Genomic DNA, 15,020 nt, shown 5'->3' with positions numbered 1-15,020 from the left:
AGGACCTCCTTTTGAATGAATAATATCTAAACCTGTTTCCCGTTTTAGGCAAATCAATGCAATTTGGGGTTTAGCAAATCAGTAGCAACCACCGCCAGTCGATTTACGCCATCAATTCATCAATCTCGTTTATGCCATTTTCGGTTTTTAACCAACGCGAGGCTTTTAGGCCAGCTACAAAATACCAAACCAGCTCAGACAATAGCCCGATCAAAACCGGTGACGTTTGTGAAGATAGCTTCTGCTCTGTGAACAATTGCACCAGCATTTGGCAATATTCGCAGAGAGATTCAGCATCGGGCTCAAAATGCGGAAAAGTGGCAGGGAGCGCATCAACGGTCAGGCTCTCAATAAGATGCGGCGGAATGGGCTCATTCAGTGTGGATTTTAATAAACTAAGGCAGGCAGCGAGTCGCCCACTCAGAGCCAACTTCAGCGCAATATCGTCACTTTCGAGCATAGCATCTGTAAAGTGCTCACAGTGCTCGGCCAGTGTGGTGAAATCGGTATCCGCATTGAAGGGTAGAACAAGTAACGGGTGTGCTTGATTGAGGGGTGTAGCCATAAGGAAGCCTCCAGTGAGTATCGTATATTCCCGCCACCTGAGGTTCCAATCTCTTGGGTGGTGGAACCGGACGGGGTTGGAACTACCGGCCTCGCTGACACCGGCGCATCTTGCGATGCCCCCGCCCGGCCCACCATAGAAGTGCAGCTAAGCGCACGACACAAAAAAAGCGCAAACGCGCTTGGTGTCGTCAGTGAAGTCAGGCAGGGTCCCAATCCTGGCACCTGATTTTGCAGGTGCGCGTTAACGATACCGACATTGATGGTGAGTGGCAAGGGGTTTACTGTGAACTGTGAAAGGAGCATCACCTTGTTAGCTACATCTCATGCAGGTTCATTTATTAAGCATATATTCTAAAAGCGTAAATATAATTACCACGCTGTAGAGTTAACTAACTAAAAAATAATTAATATAGCTGGCATGCCAAGAGAAAAATATAAAATATGCAAATATCCCCACCAGTAATACTTTCCATCACTATTTGTACATAGCTCTTTGGCAAAACCACCAAATATAGAAGATAGTCTACAGCGAGTATAAAAATAACTTAACACTATTCTAAGGGTTTTGAGGCCGTAGACAGATACATCAATGTTACTTCCACATATTTTTTTGCCATTTCCTGTTTTGAAGATTCTGCATAGCATCTTAACTCAGGAGCATTTCCTGATGGCCTTAAATGAATAATATCTCCATTATTAAATAACATTCTAACTCCATCAGTAGTATCGATATTTGAACAAGTCATGTTTTGAAGTCCTACCTCAGAAATAAATAAATCGGAATAATTCAATACATAACCAATAAAATATTCGCTACGATTTATAGGAAAATCTTTAAGTCTGTCTGAAGACGTGTAACGTGCAGATAATGAATCAACTAAACTTGAAATAGGTTGTTCACGAATGGAGCTAATTAACATTAATGCCGGTAAAACTGCATCTCTCGTTGGCAGTGCGGATAACCGAATGTTATTAATGTAAACATCCGATCCTAGTATAAATCCACCATTTGCTTCAAAACCTGCAATTGATGAATACATACCTGTTAGCTCTGAAAAAGCATCAATTACATACGGTGATCCGCTCTTGGTTCTTTTAACACACTTGAATTTTCCAGATTTTTCAATCACGGTATTACAACTTACAGGAACAGCTACAGCTTCAATACCAAGTTTATCAGCACACAATAATCCAAGAATGTCGCCTCTTAACCACTTTCCATTTTCATCAGCAACTAAAGGTCTATCTCCGTCACCATCAGTAGAAAAAATCGTATCAAGCTTATATTCCTCTACCCATTTTAATGCTAGTGCACTATCTTCATCACTAATCGCTTCAGTATCGATAGGCACAAATTTATCACTACGCCCCAAAGAAATGACATTTGCACCTAAAGTTGAGAATATCTTGGCATATAATTCCCTACCAGCACTAGAATGCTCATAAACACCAACTCGTTTTCCTAACAACGGTTTATCAGAAAAAATTGAAGTATAGCGTTCAATATATGTTTGAGCAGCATCATTACAAGTAACTAGTTCTGAAAATTCATCAGAAGTATTGAATTCGTAAGTACTCTCGATAATTTGGATTTCATTTTCTTTTGTAATTTCACCGTTAGGGCTATAAAACTTCATTCCATTCCTATCAAAAGGAATATGACTACCAGTAATCATAATGCAAGGAACGTTATCTGCTAATGCACGAAATGCTAAAGCTGGTGTGGGAACAACTCCATAATAAACAACTTTCAAGTTGTGTTTTTCAATTGCAGATGCAACATATTTTGCTATTGATAAACTGCTTGGTCTATTATCCACAGCAATAGCAACACTATCAAATTTATACTCTCCCTTGACAACACTTAGAAAAACATGCGTAAATGCTGCACAAACATCTGAGGTAAAATCGACAACCAAGCCTCTGGCACCACTCGTACCAAATGTAATTCGACTACTTTTAATAACACTGTTAGCTTTTAACATAATGATTCTTTTTAATGAATTGTGGGATTTTTGATAAATTCTTACCAACGAGAGCTAATGGCCATGGAATTCTATTGCTTTTCATAATCTTTATATCCTCTAAAGACTTTTTCGCCATAATCTTTATAGAGCGGTTACTAAGACCACCCACTCTCATCTTTATAAGAACCTTAGGGATATATGAGAGTATAATTTTACTTTTAAAGAGATATCTTAATATTGAATCATAATCCGCAGCTATATCATAATCAAGTGAAAAACAGCCATATTTAATATAACAGGAATGCTTCATATAGAAGGATGGATGGGGAGGCATCCAGCCCAGTAGCAATTTATTTCTACTAAAGATGCCACTCTTCCATACTCGTAGGCACTTATCAACATTATGCTGTGATACATATTCTAAATCGCCATAGATTGCATCACAATTTCTTGTTTCGAATTCTTCTGCAATGTCTTTTAATACATCATCATAAGCAAAAAAATCATCTGAGTGTAAGAAACCTATTACTTCACCAGTTGCAATATTGATACCTTTATTCAAAGCATCATAAATTCCTTTATCTGGCTCACTTATTATCTTAGATACTTTAGTACTTAGTTTATTAATTAAGTGAATTGTTCCATCTTTGGAAGCGCCATCAATGATAATATACTCAATATCACTATGCGACTGACGCTCAATTGAAAGCAAGGTATCGCCTATCGTTTTTTCACTATTGAATGTTGCTGTAATTATTGAAATGCGCATTGTGATCAGGCCTCAGAATCAGAAACACGGACGACATCATCTTCATCAAGATATACTCCTGACCGAACTTCAATAATCTCCAAGGGGATCTTACCGGGATTTTCAATAGCGTGAGGCATGCCAACAGGTATAAAAGTTGATTCATTCTCAGTAACAAGTATCATTTCATCTTCAAGATGAACCTTAGCAGTGCCAGATACGATAATCCAGTGTTCAGTACGATTATAATGAATTTGCTTTGCAGTTCTTTTACCTGGCATTATTGTAATATGCTTGACTTGGAATCTTGCACCTTCGGCAATTGTATCGTGACTACCCCAGGGACGAAAAATTTTACGATGCTGAAGATATTCAGGCCTATTATGATCCTTCAATTGGCAAACAATGTCCTTAACTTTTTGGACCTTGCTTTTATGCGCGACTAATACCGCATCTTTCGTTTCAACAACAACTAAATCCTCGACACCCACAACACCAATAAGGCGATGCTGAGAATAAAGATAATTATCTTTAGCATCTTCAATTAGCACGTCGCCTCGAACAGAATTGCCAGAATTATCTTTATTACTAATGTCCCATAGCGCAGACCAAGAACCGACATCACTCCACTTAGCATCAAGTGGAACAACTACCGCATGTTCCGTTCTTTCCATGACTGCATAATCTATAGACTCTTCGGGACACGAGTGAAAACAATCAGCATTAATACGAATGAAATCCAAATCCTGTTGTGGTGACATTAACGACTGTTCGCATACACCAAGAATGTCAGGTCGGTATTTTTTAAGCTCAGCTAAATAGGCTGACGCTTTGAACATGAAAATTCCACTATTCCATAAATAACAACCGTCATCTAAATATTGCTCTGTGGTTGATAAATCAGGTTTTTCGACAAACTCCGCAACACGGAATCCTCCCTCAGAGAGTTTTTCGCCTTGGCGAATGTAGCCATAGCCGGTTTCTGGACATGAAGGAATAACGCCAAATGTAACCAAATCTCCATGCTCGGCGAATGGAATTCCTTGTTGTATTGATAAAAGGAATTTTTCTTCATTTAATATTTCATGATCTGCCGCCAATACAAGCATAATAGAATCGTTTCCTGTCCGACTAGCTTGGATAGCTGCAAGTGCAACCGCTGGCGCTGTATTTTTCCCTTCAGGTTCAAGTAAAATCCCGCTATGCGTGTATCCTACATTCCGTAATTGTTCAGAAACAATGAAACGATGGGACTCATTGCAAATAATCAATGGATCATGGTGTTCTATTTTTTCTAACCGCCTTAATGTTTCTTGCAACATTGTCATCTTCGTATTTAAAGACAAAAATTGCTTTGGATACAAGGTACGCGAAAGAGGCCAAAGCCTTGTTCCTGATCCACCGGCCATTACTACAGGAAGCAACATAATCCTATCACCTAATTATGAAATAATCTTTTGTATATTGATGTACCGTATCAGAACTAAGAAGGTCTGGTACACTTATCCATTGAAAACACTCATGCTGTATTAAAGGTTGAAGTAAAAGATTTAAATTACTATTAATTTCATACCCATGAACTACATAATGAGTTGGGAAATCTTCACCAGAAAAGTTGTTTTCATAGAAATGTTCATACACACCTAAAAATCGGGCATGTGTAATTTCTATAGGTCTTCCTAGTTCTTCATTACAAATTCTCGTGCAAGCAGATTGAAATGATTCACCTTTAAAAATACGACCACCAGGCACAAACCAATATCCTTGCGCTGGCTGGTTTATTCTCTTCCCAAGTAAAACCCGGCTTTGCTCATCTTTAACGATGAGGTCTATTGAAATTAAAGGTGTATTAACAACAATAGTTCGGAAAAGATCTTTATCTAGTCGTTGACACATCGTTAGCGTCTAAATGAATTAATATTTTTTGTGAACCAGGCATAAGTCAACTTTAGACCAGTAAAAAGATCATGTTTATATGTCCATTCCAAACAACTAAGGCGATCAACACTCATCAATTTTCTAGGAGTTCCATCAGGTTTACTTGCATCAAAAATAATTTCCCCATGATAACCTACAACTTTTGCCATTGTCTCTACTAATTGTCGAATTGTACAATCGACTCCCGTACCAACATTGATATGGGAAAGCATTGGCTGTGTATTTTTAGCATAGACCTCATGGTCAAGGTTCATAACGTAGATAGATGCTGATACCATATCATCTACGTAAAGAAACTCTCTCATCGGGAGACCACTCCCCCACACTGTAACAGTGGGGTTATTACTCTCTTTCGCTTCATGAAAGCGTCTAAGTAGAGCAGGAATTACATGTGAATTATCAGGATGAAAATTGTCATTCACGCCATACAAATTTGTTGGCATCACACTACGATAATCCCGACCATACTGACGATTGTAAGATTCACAAAGTTTGATACCAGCAATCTTTGCAACAGCATACGGTTCGTTTGTTGATTCCAGCACACCTGTCAATAAAGCATCTTCAGACATTGGCTGAGCTGCATATTTAGGGTAGATACAACTTGAGCCTAGAAAAAGTAATTTTTGAATACCAGCTTGATGCGCTGCATGGATAACATTAGCTTCAATCATTAAGTTCTGATAGATAAAATCTGCAGGGCACTCGTTGTTTGCGTGAATCCCTCCAACTTTGGCGGCAGCAAGATAGACTTCATCAATTTTAGTGGTATTAAAAAAATTATTCACAGCAGCCTGTGATGTTAAATCAAGTTCACTATGCGTTCTATGTATCAACTCAACATTATCATTAGCACTTAGTGCACGAAAAATTGCAGAACCAACCATACCGTTATGGCCTGCAATATAAATACGTTTTTTTTGCAGACATATATTTTCACTCTAAAGAGACAGAAACATCATAACCATGTTTTTTCAGCAAAACTAACTGCTTAGCTTTTTCAAGATCACTCGCTATCATTTCAGCACACATTTCTTCAACAGTAATTTCAGTGGTCCAGCCGAGTTTGTCCTTTGCTTTAGTTGGCTCACCTAATAAAGTTTTGACCTCAGCAGGGCGGAAATAAAGGGGATCAACGCGGACGATAACATCACCAATATTTACGGAAACTGCACAGTCTGAAGTTTTTCCAACAACAGTTCCGATTTCATCAACCCCTTCACCTTTAAACTCTAATTCAAGCCCAACTTCCTTTGCAGACATCTTTACAAATTCACGAACAGAAATTTGTTTTCCAGTCGCAATAACAAAATCCTCTGGTTTGTCCTGTTGCAACATCATCCACTGCATGCGTACATAATCCTTAGCATGTCCCCAATCACGCAGAGAGTCTATATTACCTAAATAAAGGCACTGTTCAATGCCTTGCGAAATATTCGCAATTGCACGAGTAATTTTACGTGTTACAAATGTTTCACCACGACGCGGTGATTCATGATTGAAAAGAATACCGTTGCAAGCATAAATTCCATATGATTCACGATAGTTAACCGTAATCCAATATGCGTATAATTTTGCGACCGCATATGGAGACCTAGGATAAAAAGGTGTCGTCTCTCTTTGAGGGATTTCTTAGACCAAACCATATAGCTCAGATGTCGAAGCCTGATAGAATTTTGTTTTATTACTAAGCCCATTAATTCTAATCGCTTCTAATAATCTTAATGTGCCTATAGCATCAACATCAGCTGTATATTCTGGAGATTCAAAAGAAACAGCAACGTGTGATTGAGCACCAAGATTGTATATTTCATCTGGTTGTATTTTCTGAATAAGACTTATAAGATTTGATGAATCAGTCAAATCACCATAGTGAAGAATAAAATTTTGTTTATCTGCATGACGATCCTGATAAATATGGTCAATACGATTAGTATTAAATTGTGATGAGCGGCGTTTCAAGCCATGAACTTCATATCCTTTTTCTAATAAAAACTCAGCCAGATATGATCCATCTTGCCCTGTAACTCCAGTAATTAATGCGATTTTTTTGTCATAACTTAAACCTAATAAATTAACCGTCACGAAAAGATACTTACATTAACTCTTTATATATACTCAACGTTTCTTGATAGCACTTATTCCATGAAAACTTACTTACTTGTAAAAAACCTTTACCTTTGAGATACGCTCTATTTGCATCTACATACTTAAGCCTTCTACAAACGCATCACTATGCGCCCCTTCAGTCAAGAACGCAGCATCCCCAGCAACTTCAGGTATTGATGAGGAATTGACAGCAATTACTGGACAACCTGCTTTCATCGCTTCTAATACTGGTATTCCAAAACCTTCATAACTCGATGGATAAAGAATTGCATAGGCTTGATTATACTCAGCATTTAACTGAGCATCACTAAGGCGACCTAACCACTTATACCGCCCTGGTATTAATTCATTCAATAAAGCTTTTTCTTTTTCGGAGAAATCACCACCACCTACAACCGATAATCTCAGTTCTGGCATAGAAGAAACTGCCTGGATTGCCAAATTAAAATTTTTATATCTTGAACGGCCTCCGACAAAAAGCACTTCATTATTTATAGTTGGATTGGGAGATAAAGGATGATAATTGTCGGAGACACCATTATGAACAACCCTTATTTTATGTTCTGGTATTGGCATGTACTTCAAAAGATCATTGGCCGTATTCTGTGAGACACAAATAACCAAATTACTATTTTTTATGGCCTTACTTTTTTGCCAATGATGTACCCAAAGCGCAGGACCTTTGATAAATTTCTCATATGTAAAATCATGTACAGTTGTAACAATAGATAAATTGAATTCTGATGGTAAGCGATAATAACTGGAGTGAAATACACCCTCTTGAATATTTTTGCAATTACATAGTTTATATCTTTCTAATAACTTACTTAAGTTCGCCCCTCTTCTTTTATCAAAATCATCATAATTTATTACTTCACATTCCAAATTATCTTTGATTGTATTATTAATAAGATTATCAAAATATACTGATATCCCACCATAAGATTGAAGTGATCGAATAACATTATCAAATACAATCATCAATTCATTTTATTAAGAAAATGAACAAGCAACGATCAAATACAAAAATACACATAGGAAGGATAAATAATGGGAATACTACAATTCTAGTAGATATATAAAAGACTCACGAAAAAATATGAATGGCACAATTGATAAGGCAGATAAATAGAATGTCTTAAAAAACATACACATTGAAGCCATTTTGGAAAGCAAACTATAAAAAAGTCAAAAAACCAATAAAAACAAACGATCCAATTAAACCAAAAGATGTAAACAAATAAACAACAACAGATGTAACTCCAAAAGGAGATTCGTAATAAACACCTAAATGCTCCAGAAGAAGATACAACGAGTCTTTGTTCCCGATGAGGAATGAGAGAATTACCCCAAGAAATGAACTAATAAAAAGAATACCATTATTTAGTAACGGCATGCCAGAATTATATAATAAATAGGTAACTGAAGAATAACTTGTAAAATTGGCTCTGCAAAAAATATACATAAGGAATGAAAAATCATTTATCCCCAATCTGAATATTCCTATTGCACAAAACAATATAATTAACAGCAACACTATTAAACTAGTCTTAAATTTACTCAAAAAATTATTTAATTCTTGCATATTATTTACATAAATCATTATCCATGGAATCATGATTGTAACGACATACATCCGCCCCCCATGCTCAGCAGGAAAAGAGAATTAATCATGATTAAAGCCATATATATTTTTTTATTCTAATTTTATTGATAAAGTTAAAATATAGTGCTAAAAATTCAGTAGTAAATTTGCTGTCGCCATATTCCCCATTATTCGTGTACTATATTCTGATATATAACCGCTAAAGAGAAGGTTGGCTTCATACGCTGAATACCATAAATATAAACACAAAACCATAGTAAAGAAAAAAACAAAGAAAATGAAGATATATTTACCATTCTTAATTTTAATATAGTGATTTTCGAAAATAATTTATTTAGAAAAAATCAACACGGTAAATACGAAAAAAACAATACATATTTTTTCATATTTTGTTGATGCGGAAAAAAGATAATCTCGCCACGCCGATATACCAGGATAACTCAATAAAGCCCCAGACAAATATATAAGATAAGGTGATGGAATATAGTACAAAACACCAAAGCACATAAAATAATAAAAGTCTATTGGATATCCCAGATAGAATCTATATACCAGAATATAAAACAAAGAAATAGAAATAGAAATGATCACAATTTTTTAGTGACCCATTTCAAAATTATCTTCCCGATTTCCATGGTTAATCTCCATAGATAAAAGAATTTAATATCTGATGTACATTTTAAGTTATCACAAAAAGCCTTGTACGAATTACTTAACGATTTAATTCTTTTTTTATCCGACACGCCACCAGCCCGGTAATAGGAGACAATAACACCATTCAACTTAAAAAAACTAAATTTTTTTGAAAAATATGAATCAATATGCTTCGCCTAAACAACATACTTTGATGAGAACATATCATTCCATATTTAATTTTTTCCACCTCCTTCGCTTTATGATGACCGTTACTAACATTAGAGTTTAGTGTCCAGTGATCCCCATAGATAATATCATCTTTACAACCCGAGTTGATTACAATATGTTGTAAAACATCACTATCATAAAATCTATCCCCTGAGTTCATAAAAATAACATAATCACCAGTCGCAAGTAAAACCCCCTTATTCATTGCATCATAAATCCCTCTATCCGATTCACTAACCCAGCAGTCAATAAACTTACTATTCTTTTTATTACATCGACAGTTCCATCTGTTAACCCCCCGTCAATAATAACAAACTCGATATTCGAATAAGTCTGATTTAAAATTGAATCAATAGTTAACTTCAATTCATGATTATTATAACTGTAATTTTAAGCAAAATATTCATTTTCATTCATTATTTTGATTTATGTAGAACTTATAAACTTCATCGTATTCTTGAGCAATACAGTTTTCATTACGAATCATAAAACTATTTTTAGCTATCACATTTTGTTTATGTTTTGTTTGTAATGACTTAACTATTGAACCTGCAAGAGAAACTAAGTCTACTTTATCAACTAATGAGCCAAATAACTCCGAAGATATCAAATCACTCATTCCACCGATATTGAACGCTACACATGGCGTGCCAGTTGCAAGGGATTCAACAATTGTATTTGGTAAATTATCTTGTAGGGATGGAGCGACAAATACATCTACAGCTGAATAAAGTAAGTTTAGCGAAATATCGTCCATTAACTTACCTAGATAATGTTCTTTTATATCTAAATTGTCTTCATCCCGTTCCTTACTTGCTCCAAATAAAATTAATTTTTTATCTTGAGGTAATCTAAATAAATCTCTCGCTAAGAACTTATCAACAGGCTTATATCTCTCATGATCTATACAATTGCTGATAACATTTATTTTTTTATTTTGGAATAATATACTATTTCGCGCACAATTACCTATCCAATGACTGGGGGCAATAATATAGAATTTTTCCCTCCCCACTTTATTTTTTTAACTAAAAAACTATTTTATTTAAATCAAACAACACCTTACTATTTTTTATAACCATTTATATATTGTCCGGGATTATTTAAATCTTCATAGTGCTCATATCCGGAAAATGCCCACATGTCATGTAAAGTCCATACAATCGGTTGCCGTAGTTTACCTATTTCTCCGATGGAAAGCATATTTCCACCAATCCAATGTAGATTAACCACCTGAGGATCTAATTGATTTATATACTTTACCAGTCCTGATGAAAATAAATTAATTGAATATATCCCAGTTCTATTTTTTTATTAACCCTCAAACATTTATATGTTAAATAATTGATGATTTTAATTCTAACATTATTCCATTTAGATACTGCATGAACGTTATCGTCATCAGATAACTTATTAACAACTAACATGTGGCTATCAATACCAAAGCGTCGCTGAGCTATGTGCAATCGATAAGCTGCTCGGGCAGCGCCCCCATCCAAATCACTATAACAAAGATGAAGTACCTTCATAGAAAACCCTCAGCTAATTTAGCTTTCAATAGACTGGTAAAAAGCAAATTATCGGCGCTAATTGCTTTGTTTTTTTCTGCATCTAGCGCGGTTTCAATAGCGTTAGCTAAGTGATATTCATCAAGATCAATCATAGAGATTAGAACAGCATTATGTTTCTCAGCTAATGAACGTACTTCCCCTTTTCCAAGGGTATAATCTAAGGCAACAGAGTTAACACCGATCTCCAGCCCGAATACAAGCGAGTGAAATCTCATCGCCAAAAGAGCGTCAGCGGATTTGAATGCTTGACAATACTCTACTAGTGACATTTCATGGCCGAGTAGCGAATCATCAATGATATTCTTTAATTCATTACTACCTCTAAATAAACGGCGGTAAAACCAACGATCGTCTGAACCAATATGATTAGTGCACATTGGTAATGGTCTAATTATCAGATTAGGATATCTTTGTGATAAAATAGCAAGCGCCTTTACTACTGTTTTTTCATAGTTATCTTTAATAGCTAACCTTTTACTATAGGGTATATGTCGGGCATATTCTTCGTAGGGAAAATCTCTTAGTCCCAACAGTAACACCTTCTTATTACCATCATTATTTCCTGTTTTTTCAGCCGACATATATGCCAGCCAAGTAAATGCAGGATCTTCCGCAACTACGTCGCTCGTAATATTTACACCAAATTCTGCAGCATATTCTTTTAACCTTTGATCACGATAAATCCGAATATCCGAAAGATCTAAAATTCTTTTTATACTGATATTATGCCAACTTTCGCCATAAGGCCCTACACCACATCCAGCTATCACCGTTTTAACGTTATGCAGTTTCGCGGTTTCAAAAATAGCTTGCACAGGAGCTAATGTGTCAATCCCCATTAACGGACCACCACCAAATACTACATAATCCATACTCTTAATTACTGAAATTCCCTGCTCAGGCGTAACTATTTTGGCGTTAACAAATTCTGGCATTTGTGACGCAGTCATACGAGTTATGTATTCGAATAAACTAACTACGATGTATTGTACGTTCTCTCCCAGGCATTGCTGAAAGCTACGCATTATGCCACCAATAATAGCCTCATCACCTAATGTTTCTGTTCCATACCAGCCGCATATGAGTATTTTTATTTGATTTGTTTTCAGCTGAACGCTAGGTGTTGTTACAGATGTTCTAAAATAATTTAGACTTTTATTAAATTCGCTCTTTCTACGCAAACTATTAAGAATATTAAAACCAGGAAACTGGCGTACCTTTCGTTTTATTTTAAATTTTTCATCAAGTCTTTCAACGAATAAACGACGATAATGCTCTTTAGCTGGAATACCAACATAGTCATGATGGCAAGTATCGCATTTAGTTCTAATAATATCTTTTAGATGTGCTTCATTTGAAAAATAAGCGTCATTAGGATCACCTTCAGCTATATTTTTCATCAATGATTTGCTTTGAACAGCACAATAGGCTAGTTCACCTTTCGCAGTAATTGTCTCCCCTCGGTGACGCCAATCACAACCAGCGATTCTTGGTTCGTTATTTGTTGGATTAATGAACGATAGAAGAATCGTTGCATAATGCTTTTTTCGTAGTATGAGATTAAACCTTCTAGAAATTCAACAAATTCATATTTCTCTTCAACAGTCAGCGCATACGGGTCTAGTAAGTTTTCTGTGTAAAGTCGTTGATGAGGTACACCTTGTCTAAACTTTATATATAATCCTTTTGATATACAAAACTCAAGTAATTGAGGAAGATGATATACGTTTTCTCTAATTACGGTACATCCAATTCTTACATTATTAACAAGTGGGTAGTTTTGTAAAAATTCAATAACTTTAAGTGCATTATTGAAATTTCCACTCCGACCTCTGACCCGGTCATGAACTTCACCATATCCATCTATGGATACCATTACATCAAAATTAATATTTTTTTAATAATAGGGGCTATGATTTCAATTTTTTCTATAACTTGCGTGTATTTATAAGCGTTTGTAATTAATGACACATGTTTCAACTTTGGCAATGAATTAACAACAACTTCAACTAATTCTGCAAGTTCAGTCCTAAGTGTAGGTTCGCCACCATTAAAACCAATACCCTCAACCTCATCAAAAAGTGAACTATTCAACCCTTGCTGAAGTTGTGCAACAGAAATATCGGTACTTTTTTATTCTCCTAAATACGGCACATCTGGCATCTAGAGTTACATATATCAATGACAGGAAATTGGATAACAAGTGGTTTTTGCAAACGCGTTGTATGATCAGAAAAGAGATATTTATATTGATTAATGAGCGATGAAAACTTCATGAAGATTAAATCCAAAATTTCAGTTTTTTGATTTTATAAACAATGTGACACATTTATAAAACTCAGCAGGAAAAATCGATTTCGTTTTTATCCAAAAAATAGGTCTAAGTGATGGTAAAAACAAATCGAATAGATAAAATGCAGAGGCTAAACCTATTACAGTGGCAATGGCTGCACCCTGAGCTCCCAATATGGGTATTAGAATAAAGTTTAAGGTAAAATTCACAGCCAATCCAAATAGATTACGATACAAATTAATATTTAATTTTTTTCTCTTCTGCTAACCAAGATCCAGATGTAATTTCCATGCACAAGAATATTGCTCCCCATGTATGCCATACAATGATCATAGAACTTTTCGTATATTCTTCTCCATATATAATGCTTATAATATCACCACCAAAAATTGAGAAAAATATAGCTACAGATAAAGCCATATAAACTAATGCTGAGCTTAGCGCAGCAATTGACTTGTAATATTCAATTTCAGATTTCTTTTTCAAGTGAATAATTTTAGGAAACGTTGCTGAAACTACCGCTACAGGAACAAAGTACCAAGCCTCACTGATCCTCGTTGCTGCAGAGTATATCCCCACGCTTTCAGAACCATGTATTACTTGCAGCATAACCCGATCCATTTTCATAAACAAAACCGCACCAAATCCCGCTATGATTTCAGGCCATGACTCTCTTATTAAGACCTTAGCTTTATCAATTGAAAAGAATTTAATTGCAAAAGGAAAAATAATTTTATTTTTATAACTGACATACATTAATCCCATTGCCGTAATAATATATTCAACTAATACAGCAAAAACAAACCATAAGAAATCCAATGAAAATATATGAAAACCAATCGAATTATTGCGCTAATAAAAAATGTAATTGTTCTACATATACTAACCTGCTTAAACGAAGAAAACCCTTGTTGATGAAAATCCAACACATCAAATGATGTAAATATTAATGATATAAAAATCATACCAGTAGCTAGTATTTCATTTTCATTGGAAGAGAAAAGGAGTAAAAAACTGCAATAATAATAAGGGAAGAAAATAGCAAACGTATATATAAGGCAGTTGAATAATAACATTTTGTTCTTCTACATTATCCCTTGATTGCACAACATCCCGCACAATAATTCTATTGAATCCTACAGAAGAGAGAACAATAGCTATTGATAACAAAGCGATATAATAGTTAAGCTCCCCGAAGCCTTGCGGTCCTAAATATCGCGCAATCAAGGCACTTGTTACAACACTTAATGCTAACCTTATAATCTTTTCAGATAGCATCCAAAATATATTTTTTAAAATATTCAAACCTAATTCACAAATTATTTTGTTAATATAACGGTAAGGGAAATGTTATTAT

Annotated in this window: 14 protein-coding genes and 4 pseudogenes; all 18 read right to left on the bottom strand. The window is 35.3% G+C overall.

All coding sequences use genetic code 11. From position 1 onward, the window contains the following. Nucleotides 1-103: 103 nt before the first annotated feature. Nucleotides 104-565 (bottom strand): hypothetical protein, encoded by a 462-nt coding sequence (locus ACMZI0_RS15500; protein WP_415673618.1) that lies wholly within the window; start codon nucleotides 563-565, stop codon nucleotides 104-106. Between the two features lie 35 nt (nucleotides 566-600). Then, nucleotides 601-702 (bottom strand): annotated as a pseudogene (locus ACMZI0_RS15495) (hypothetical protein); the annotation flags it as partial. Between the two features lie 416 nt (nucleotides 703-1,118). Further along, nucleotides 1,119-2,552 (bottom strand): phosphomannomutase, encoded by a 1,434-nt coding sequence (locus tag ACMZI0_RS15490; RefSeq protein WP_415673617.1) that lies wholly within the window; start codon nucleotides 2,550-2,552, stop codon nucleotides 1,119-1,121. Continuing rightward, nucleotides 2,539-3,303: a glycosyltransferase family 2 protein gene (locus ACMZI0_RS15485; protein WP_415673616.1), complete on the bottom strand. Its 765-nt coding sequence runs from the start codon at nucleotides 3,301-3,303 to the stop codon at nucleotides 2,539-2,541. Before ACMZI0_RS15485 ends, ACMZI0_RS15490 begins: the two co-directional genes overlap by 14 nt. Nucleotides 3,304-3,308: 5 nt before the next feature. Beyond that, nucleotides 3,309-4,709, bottom strand: coding sequence for a mannose-1-phosphate guanylyltransferase/mannose-6-phosphate isomerase (locus tag ACMZI0_RS15480; RefSeq protein ID WP_415673615.1), 1,401 nt, complete (start codon nucleotides 4,707-4,709; stop codon nucleotides 3,309-3,311). A 7-nt stretch (nucleotides 4,710-4,716) separates the two neighbouring features. After that, complete coding sequence (locus tag ACMZI0_RS15475) at nucleotides 4,717-5,178, bottom strand: GDP-mannose mannosyl hydrolase (protein ID WP_415673614.1); 462 nt, start codon at nucleotides 5,176-5,178, stop codon at nucleotides 4,717-4,719. A gap of 2 nt (nucleotides 5,179-5,180) precedes the next feature. Next, nucleotides 5,181-6,146 carry a GDP-L-fucose synthase gene (gene fcl, locus ACMZI0_RS15470; RefSeq protein ID WP_415673675.1) on the bottom strand — a complete coding sequence of 322 codons (966 nt, stop codon included), beginning with the start codon at nucleotides 6,144-6,146 and terminating at the stop codon, nucleotides 5,181-5,183. 10 nt (nucleotides 6,147-6,156) lie between these two features. Continuing rightward, nucleotides 6,157-7,305, bottom strand: a pseudogene (gene gmd / locus ACMZI0_RS15465) (GDP-mannose 4,6-dehydratase). 10 nt (nucleotides 7,306-7,315) lie between these two features. After that, nucleotides 7,316-8,313 (bottom strand): annotated as a pseudogene (locus tag ACMZI0_RS15460) (glycosyltransferase family 4 protein). 1,687 nt (nucleotides 8,314-10,000) lie between these two features. Next, nucleotides 10,001-10,168: pseudogene (locus tag ACMZI0_RS15455) on the bottom strand (glycosyltransferase); the annotation flags it as partial. A gap of 40 nt (nucleotides 10,169-10,208) precedes the next feature. Next, nucleotides 10,209-10,814, bottom strand: coding sequence for a glycosyltransferase (locus ACMZI0_RS15450; RefSeq protein ID WP_415673613.1), 606 nt, complete (start codon nucleotides 10,812-10,814; stop codon nucleotides 10,209-10,211). 244 nt (nucleotides 10,815-11,058) lie between these two features. Further along, nucleotides 11,059-11,328, bottom strand: a complete 270-nt coding sequence (locus tag ACMZI0_RS15445; protein WP_415673612.1) for a hypothetical protein — start codon at nucleotides 11,326-11,328, stop codon at nucleotides 11,059-11,061. Further along, nucleotides 11,325-12,770, bottom strand: a complete 1,446-nt coding sequence (locus ACMZI0_RS15440) for a polysaccharide pyruvyl transferase family protein (protein ID WP_415673611.1) — start codon at nucleotides 12,768-12,770, stop codon at nucleotides 11,325-11,327. Before ACMZI0_RS15440 ends, ACMZI0_RS15445 begins: the two co-directional genes overlap by 4 nt. Before the next feature lie 29 nt (nucleotides 12,771-12,799). Continuing rightward, nucleotides 12,800-13,246, bottom strand: coding sequence for a hypothetical protein (locus ACMZI0_RS15435; RefSeq protein WP_415673610.1), 447 nt, complete (start codon nucleotides 13,244-13,246; stop codon nucleotides 12,800-12,802). After that, nucleotides 13,246-13,464 (bottom strand): hypothetical protein, encoded by a 219-nt coding sequence (locus ACMZI0_RS15430; RefSeq protein ID WP_415673609.1) that lies wholly within the window; start codon nucleotides 13,462-13,464, stop codon nucleotides 13,246-13,248. Before ACMZI0_RS15430 ends, ACMZI0_RS15435 begins: the two co-directional genes overlap by 1 nt. A 201-nt stretch (nucleotides 13,465-13,665) precedes the next feature. After that, on the bottom strand, nucleotides 13,666-13,872 hold the full coding sequence (locus tag ACMZI0_RS15425; RefSeq protein ID WP_415673608.1) for a polysaccharide biosynthesis C-terminal domain-containing protein: 207 nt from the start codon (nucleotides 13,870-13,872) through the stop codon (nucleotides 13,666-13,668). A gap of 28 nt (nucleotides 13,873-13,900) precedes the next feature. Beyond that, the gene (locus ACMZI0_RS15420; protein ID WP_415673607.1) at nucleotides 13,901-14,482 is read right to left on the bottom strand and encodes an oligosaccharide flippase family protein; all 582 of its coding nucleotides are present in this window, start codon (nucleotides 14,480-14,482) and stop codon (nucleotides 13,901-13,903) included. A 168-nt stretch (nucleotides 14,483-14,650) separates the two neighbouring features. Further along, nucleotides 14,651-14,968 carry an oligosaccharide flippase family protein gene (locus ACMZI0_RS15415; RefSeq protein ID WP_415673606.1) on the bottom strand — a complete coding sequence of 106 codons (318 nt, stop codon included), beginning with the start codon at nucleotides 14,966-14,968 and terminating at the stop codon, nucleotides 14,651-14,653. Between the last annotated feature and the right edge of the window lie 52 nt (nucleotides 14,969-15,020).

It is taken from the genome of Symbiopectobacterium sp., from assembly GCF_047692315.1.
Classification (GTDB): Bacteria; Pseudomonadota; Gammaproteobacteria; order Enterobacterales; family Enterobacteriaceae; genus Symbiopectobacterium.
Note: the sequence above shows the minus strand (reverse complement) of the source record. Positions and strands in the feature narration are given on the sequence as shown.